Here is a 7,092-nt window from a genome sequence, read left to right on the forward strand (position 1 = left end):
ATGCAGGTCTTTGGATAGCTCGTGGGCTTTGGTGGTGCCTGTTATCACCCAAAAACTCTCACTTACGCCCCGCGAGGTCAGCGGGATACCCGCCAATGCAGGAACCGCATAGCTGCTCGAAATTCCGGGGATGATTTCTGATTCAATACCATGTTCCGCTGCAAAAACGACTTCTTCATAGCCGCGACCGAAAATAAAAGAGTCGCCGCCTTTGAGACGAACAACAGATCCGTATTGTTTTGCCTTTTCAACGATCAGGTCATTGATCTCATCCTGTCCGCAGCTGGTTTTGCCAAAGCGTTTGCCTACAAGGATTTTAACACAATCGTCGGGGCAATAATCAAGAAGCGAGGGGTGAGCAAGGGAATCGTACAACACGACTTTGGCTTTTTGCAGCGCTTTGACTCCCTTTAAGGTGATCAGGTCCGGATCTCCCGGCCCTGCACCGATTAATGTAAGTTTCATATCTGGTGGACTTCGGCTGTCGGCCTTCGGTTATCAAACATAATGAATGCTGAAAGCCGATCGCCGACAGCCATTTTAACTATCTTTTCCAAATGAAAGCTCCTGCAATACAGGTTCGCCGGTTTCTGCGAGCTGGCTTTCGCGGGTATCTCTTACGAAATTGAGGAACTGAGCCGCGGTACTGATAAAGTATGTGGCAAATTCCTGCGTTGGCTCAAATTTATTAATGCTGAAAGCCAACGATTTGAATGGAGTTTCCGCTTTTTCAAGCAGCTGGAACTCAGCAGGAGTTTCATATTTGAAATCCTGTCCGAAATGCGTTTCGAAATCATTGACAATACCATATTGCGTATTAGTATTGACGTCTTTTGTCATCAACAATCCCTTTGCACCTGTTATCAGCACATTGTATGCATGGTAAATGGCGTCTGCCCAAATACCGGATTCAAAGTTCTCTTTTGCGAGGTTCAGTTTTTCCTGACCTTCGGTGATTGTAGTCGCTACAAGGTCAACCAACACACTCGCGCATTCTCCAACACCGATTTCTGTTTTAAACAGTTCATCGTGATCCCAGTCGCGATAATCATCATCCTGCAAGGTTGAGAGATCGGCGAGTGGTTTCAAGAGTTGGAAGAAATAGTTTTTGGTCTGACGCTGGTAGTACTGGTTGTAATATTCACCGTCAAATGCATTTGCTTCGTAATCATTAAAAAGCAAGCGCAAAGCTTCCGGTCCGCGTTTCGTTGGTACTTTGATTACTTTGTCGCCTATCAATCCAATCCCGTCGCCTGTAAATCCGCCGCCGAGCAACACCTGCAATGCGGGAAGAACCAGCTTTCCGTTTTTAATCGAACTTCCATGGAAACCGATATTACACGCATTGTGCTGGCCGCAACCATTCATACAGCCACTAATCTTGATCTTAATATCCTGATTGTAAATCATTTCAGGGTATTCGTCGCGCATTACATCTTCCAGTACGCGGGTAATTCCGTAGCTGCTCGAAATTGCTAAGTTGCAGGTATCTGTTCCCGGGCAGGTTGTAATGTCCATGGTGCTGTCAAAGCCTGGGGTTACAAGTCCGAGCTTAGCCAGTTCGTGGTAAATCGCTACCAAGTCTTCTCCTTTGACAAAACGTAGAATGTATCCCTGATTGACAGTTACGCGGATATCGTCGGCTGCGTACTTGCGTACGACATCTGCCAGGCTGCGGGCAATATTGGAGTTCATATCTCCCAGCAATACCCTCAGCTGTACCGCATACCAGCCTTTTTGTTTTTGTTCAAAAGTGTTGGTGCGCAGCCATTTTGTAAATATATCCAGCTTATCGGCCTCAATGCTTTCAGCAGCGATTTTGAGGATCTCAGCTTCGCTCAATGAAGGACGCGGCGCGTAAGTAATGGATTCAATTTCCTTAGTTCCAAAAAGATCCTCAGGAATTGTGAAAACCTTGTTTTTCAATGCAACGCGCTGTTCTTCCACACGCGCCATCATTTCTTCCAGACCGAGGTCGTTCAAAAGAAACTTCATACGCGCTTTATGGCGGCGAACGCGCTCTCCGTAGCGGTCAAAAACGCGGAGCAATGCCTCTATGAATGGAATTACATCTTTTTCTTCCAGGAATTCAAAGGCAGTTTGTGCCGAGAAAGGCTGCGCGCCTAACCCTCCACCAATCAGCACTTTAAAACCTTTAACCGTTTCGCCAGCTTCATTCACACCCATTTTAGCAATCAAACCCACATCATGGATGAAAGCAAGCGCAGAGTCTTTTTCAGAAGATGAAACCGCTATCTTGAATTTCCGGCCCATATCCTGGTTAATAGGATTGCGCAGGAAATACTGGAAGATGGAATGCGTAAGCGGTGTTACGTCGAATGGTTCGTCGGGATCAATTCCCGCGATAGAAGATGCAGTAACATTGCGAATAGTATTACCACAAGCCTCTTTCAAAGTAATTCCGGCGTCTTCCAGGTCCGCCCACAATTGAGGTGAATCAGAAAGTTTCACGAAGTGCAACTGAATATCCTGACGCGTGGTAGCGTGCAGGTTTCCGGTTGCAAACTTATCGGAAGTATCCGCAATGCGGACAAGCTGGTCTGCGGTAATGCGGCCATAGGGCAATTTGATACGTATCATTTGCACACCAGGCTGGCGCTGACCGTATACACCGCGTGTCAGACGAAATTTACGGAATGCTTCTTCCGGTGTTTCACCCGTATTAAATGCATTGATTTTGTTGTTCAAATCAATGATATCGCGCTTCGCAACGGCGGATACTTTGTCAGAAATTAATATTTCGCTCATGGTTGTTATTCTTTTCTTCTATCGGAATAGTATTGTTTGTGTGTGTGTTTTTTTTATCAATCTGTTGCTAACCTAACTTTTGTCACCCTGATTTCTATGATAAAACCAAGTGATCTTGATAGGTTGCTTGGTTTTTTATTAGGGCAAAGATGATGTGGACAATTTTGTTTCGAACTGCATTCAGGACTGACATTTTGTTTTTGCCTTCGGCGACTTTTCGTTGATAATATGTCCTAAGTTTGTTATCAAACCGGATAGCGCTCATTGCGGCTAAATGCAAAATGCTTTTCGTACTCTTGTCTGCATAAGTTGACACTTTGGGATGCTTTCGGATCGAAGTTCCCGACTGATGATCGAAAGGTACAATGCCACAATAACAAGCCATTTTCCGGGGTTCGGTAATCGTTGTAAAGCCCTCGGTTTTAGCAATCATTGTCCAGCAGGTAACATTGCCAACACCAGGCACAGACCGTATTTGTTTGGCCTGCTCTTTGATGGTTTCGTCTGATTGGACAATTTTTTCGATCTCTGCTTCAAAGCCTGCTATCTGCTTTTCAATCAGGTCTACCAATGCTTGGTTGTCTTTTGTCAGCCTCTTTTTAAGCCCAATTGTTTCCATCAGTTTGTAATCTGACTGCTGGCCTAAGAGCTGTCTTTTTAGTTTGACTTTCGAATTACGTTCCGTCATTAACACTTTAATCTTCTGAATGTTGACTGGCGTGGGCTTCCACAATGCGCATTCATCCTGGTTCTTTTGAATAAACTTGCAGATCCGTTCAGCATCTATTTTATCGTTTTTTCCTCTTACCAACCCCATGCTCTTTTTTAAGTGCAATGGCGAGATCACATACACTGCAAAATTGTATCTGGGCAAAGCTTCAAACAGCTGCCAGTTATAGCGCCCGGTGTTTTCCATGGCTACGACAACTTCTTCTTTGGCCAGCTTTTTGAAAAACTTGTGGATCGCCTTCACCTCGTTGCCAATTGTGACAAACTCGGTTTTTCCTTCCATTTGCAGGCAGATATCTAGTGTTTCACTACTGATGTCGATGCCGATTGTGATCTTTTTCATAAATTGGTCATGGAAAAATGTGAATGAGAAATTCATCAATTGACTCAACTCCTTAATAATGGGCTCTGAGCCCGAATTTCTATTTGAGTTTTTGATGAAGGGGAAGTAAAGTCTAAATCAGGGTTCGAGTTCCTAGCTCAGAGCGTGTGTCATAGTTTACTTTACTTCCCTTCTCATTGCATTAAGTTACTTTCTCCAATCTATCTTCCCTAATACATCGCGAATCTAAAGGAGCGCAGTCGAAGGGGATCGTGCTAGATGCCCTTCGACTGCGCTCAGGGTGACAAAAGCAGCGGTTTGGAAACTGAAAGTTGGGTTAGCGGGTTTTTGTTAACAAAGTATTTAAGTAGCTACAAAAAAGCCGACAGCTGACAGCTGATCGCCGAAAGCCAATCATGATCAACATATCCCGTCGTCCCCGACGCAATAGAAAATCCGCAGGTGTGCGTGACCTTGTTCAGGAAACGAATTTGCAGGTGTCTGATTTCATTTTCCCCATGTTCGTCGTCGACGGAACGCACCAGAGATCGGAAGTGAAATCAATGCCGGGCATTTACCGCTATTCGCTCGACAACCTGCTCGAAGAGCTCAAAGAAGTAACCGATCTTGGAATCCGCGCGATTGATCTTTTTCCAAATTATCCGGAAAGTAAAAAGGACAAGGTAGCCTCGGAGAGTTACCACGAAAACACTTTTTACCTTAAAGCAATTACCGCGATCAAAGAGCAATTTCCAGAGCTGGTCATTATGACCGATGTGGCAATGGACCCTTATAGTTCCGACGGTCACGATGGTTTGGTTGAAGACGGGAAAATTCTGAATGATGCTACGCTTGAAATCCTGGGGAATATGTCGCTCGCGCAGGCAAAAGCAGGCGCGGATATCCTTGGGCCGAGTGATATGATGGATGGTCGGGTGGGCTATATTCGCCAGCACCTCGATTCTCACGGATTTTCCGAAGTGAGTATCATGTCTTATTCGGCTAAATATGCGAGTGCATTCTATGGTCCGTTCCGTGACGCATTGGAATCGGCGCCCAAGTTTGGCGATAAAAAAACCTATCAAATGAACCCGGCGAACAAGCGGGAGGCACTGCTGGAAGCACAGCTTGATTTTGCGGAGGGAGCAGATATGTTAATGGTAAAACCTGCGCTTTCCTATCTTGATATTATCCGTTTGCTTGACGAAAACTTTGATATTCCTATTGCTGCCTACAATGTTTCAGGCGAATACGCGATGATCAAAGCCGCAGCCCAAAACGGCTGGATCGACGGCGACCGCGCCATGATGGAAGTCCTCACAAGCATCCGCCGAGCCGGTGCGAAGTGTATACTGACGTATTTTGCAAAGGAGGCGGCTGTGATTTTGAATAGGTAAAAAGGACGCATATCCTGGCCTGATTTGACCCTGTCACAGTTAATTGTTAAAACATTATATTTGTTTAAACAAATGAAAACTATGCAACACACATTTCAGGTCAGAACGTCCGAACTAGGGACTTCCTTTATCAAATCGATCCAATCGGTATTTGGTAATAAGCAAGTCAAAATCACTGTTGAGGATATCGCAAATACTAAATCTACTAAGTCGGAAGTAGCAAGGTTCTTAAAACATCGTGAAGATCATCCTGCAATAAAGATTGAAGACCGGAGGGATTTCAATGAGATTTCAAAAGATATGAATCAATAGCAATGCGCTATTTCGATTCAGATGTGATCTTCAATTATGTAGTAGTTCAGGATCACGCCTTCAAGCGAATTCAGAGATTTACCGACATGAACATTATCATTCTATAAGATCAAATGAAAAAAGCGTTTTACCCTCAGTTAGTATTACTCTTCGTATTTTCTGCAAGCCTTGCATTTTCCCAAAAGAAAACCCCCACTCTCCCCGAGTTCAATGCTAAAAAGTCTGAACTTGAAGCGCATATGCGGTTTTTGGCGGCGGATGAATTGATGGGGCGGCGTACCGGGGAAATGGGCAACCTGGTGGCAGCGCGGTATATTGCCGAGCAGTTCCGTCGGCTGGGGCTGAGTGCAGTTGCGGGAACCGGTACCAATAACAACACTTATTTTCAGCGTGTACCATTTGAAAAGATGGGGGTTGCGGCTTCGGGGGAAATTACGGCTGATGCACAAATCCTGAAAAATGGCCAGGACTGGATCCTGATGAACGGAGGCGAAACAAACCTGAAAGCGCCGATTGTATATGCGAGTTTCGGTCTGGAAGATGCGGCCAAAAGCTGGGACGATTATAAAGGTCTGGATGTAAAAGGCAAAATTGTGCTGGTGGAAAGCGGTACGCCTGAAACGCAGACGCCAGCTGAAATCATTGCAACTTCTACGGAGAAACGGAAACTGGCGGCTGCCAAAGGCGCTGTTGCAGTGATCGAGCTGTTTAATGCACCTATTCCCTGGAATATTGTCACCCGCAATTTCGACCGGGAGAAAATCTCAATTGCGGAAGAAGCCAGTGCTGGTTCTCCTTCTATTCCGCATGCGTGGGTAAATGGAAAGGAAGCCAATTTTGCCCGTGCACTACGGGGCGCGAAAGAGGTTGAGTTTAAAAGTGCCGGCCGCAAAACCCAGCTTGTCAACAGCTATAATGTAGCTGGCCTTATTCCCGGATCTGATCCGAAATTGAAAGATGAATATGTACTGCTCTCTGCCCATTACGATCACGTAGGTGTCGGCAAACAGGGCGGGCAGCCTTTTACTACGGAGGATAGCATTTTCAATGGAGCCCGTGACAATGCCTTTGGCGTGGTCGCATTGCTTACTGCTGCCGAGGCGCTATCTAAAAACCCGCCAAAGCGTTCGGTTTTGATCGTTGCATTAACAGGAGAAGAAGTGGGCTTGCTGGGTAGCAAGTATTACGCAGCACATCCATTATTACCTTTAAACAAATGCATTTTCAACCTCAATTCTGACGGGGCCGGTTATAACGATACGACAATCGTGGCTGTGATGGGACTTGACCGCACAGGCGCGCGCGCAGAAATTGAAATCGCCAGCAAAGCCTTCGGACTTGGCGTTTTTGCGGATCCTTCGCCTGAGCAGGGACTTTTCGATCGCTCGGATAATGTGAATTTTGCCAAAGCAGGAATTCCCGCGCCGACATTCACGCCCGGTTTCAAGGAATTTAATGGGGATATTATGAAAAACTACCACCAGGTATCTGATAATCCCGAAACTATTGATTTTAACTATCTACTGAAATTCAGTCAGGCTTACACTTATACAACAAGGTTGA

The 7,092-nt window shown here is 45.5% G+C and carries 5 protein-coding genes; 2 read left to right on the forward strand and 3 right to left on the reverse strand.

Annotation, left to right across the window (positions count from 1 at the left end; all coding sequences use genetic code 11):
- From cobA to ACTIE6_RS13700, 3 genes are all read right to left on the reverse strand, one after another.
- On the reverse strand, positions 1-465 hold a 465-nt coding region (gene cobA, locus ACTIE6_RS13690; RefSeq protein ID WP_439557174.1), incomplete at its 3' end, for a uroporphyrinogen-III C-methyltransferase.
- A 75-nt stretch (positions 466-540) separates the two neighbouring features.
- Complete coding sequence (locus ACTIE6_RS13695) at positions 541-2,769, reverse strand: HEPN domain-containing protein (protein WP_439557175.1); 2,229 nt, start codon at positions 2,767-2,769, stop codon at positions 541-543.
- 94 nt (positions 2,770-2,863) lie between these two features.
- The gene (locus ACTIE6_RS13700; protein WP_439557176.1) at positions 2,864-3,841 is read right to left on the reverse strand and encodes an IS110 family transposase; all 978 of its coding nucleotides are present in this window, start codon (positions 3,839-3,841) and stop codon (positions 2,864-2,866) included.
- 395 nt (positions 3,842-4,236) lie between these two features.
- On the opposite strand from ACTIE6_RS13700, the gene hemB reads away from it, so the two are divergent.
- Both hemB and ACTIE6_RS13710 read left to right on the forward strand, forming a co-directional pair.
- Positions 4,237-5,217 carry a porphobilinogen synthase gene (hemB, locus tag ACTIE6_RS13705; protein WP_439557177.1) on the forward strand — a complete coding sequence of 327 codons (981 nt, stop codon included), beginning with the start codon at positions 4,237-4,239 and terminating at the stop codon, positions 5,215-5,217.
- Positions 5,218-5,642: 425 nt separating this feature from the next.
- Positions 5,643-7,092: M20/M25/M40 family metallo-hydrolase (locus tag ACTIE6_RS13710; RefSeq protein ID WP_439557178.1), on the forward strand; the 1,450-nt coding region annotated here is incomplete at its 3' end.

This window comes from Dyadobacter sp., from assembly GCF_051859145.1.
Lineage (GTDB): Bacteria > Bacteroidota > Bacteroidia > Cytophagales > Spirosomataceae > Dyadobacter.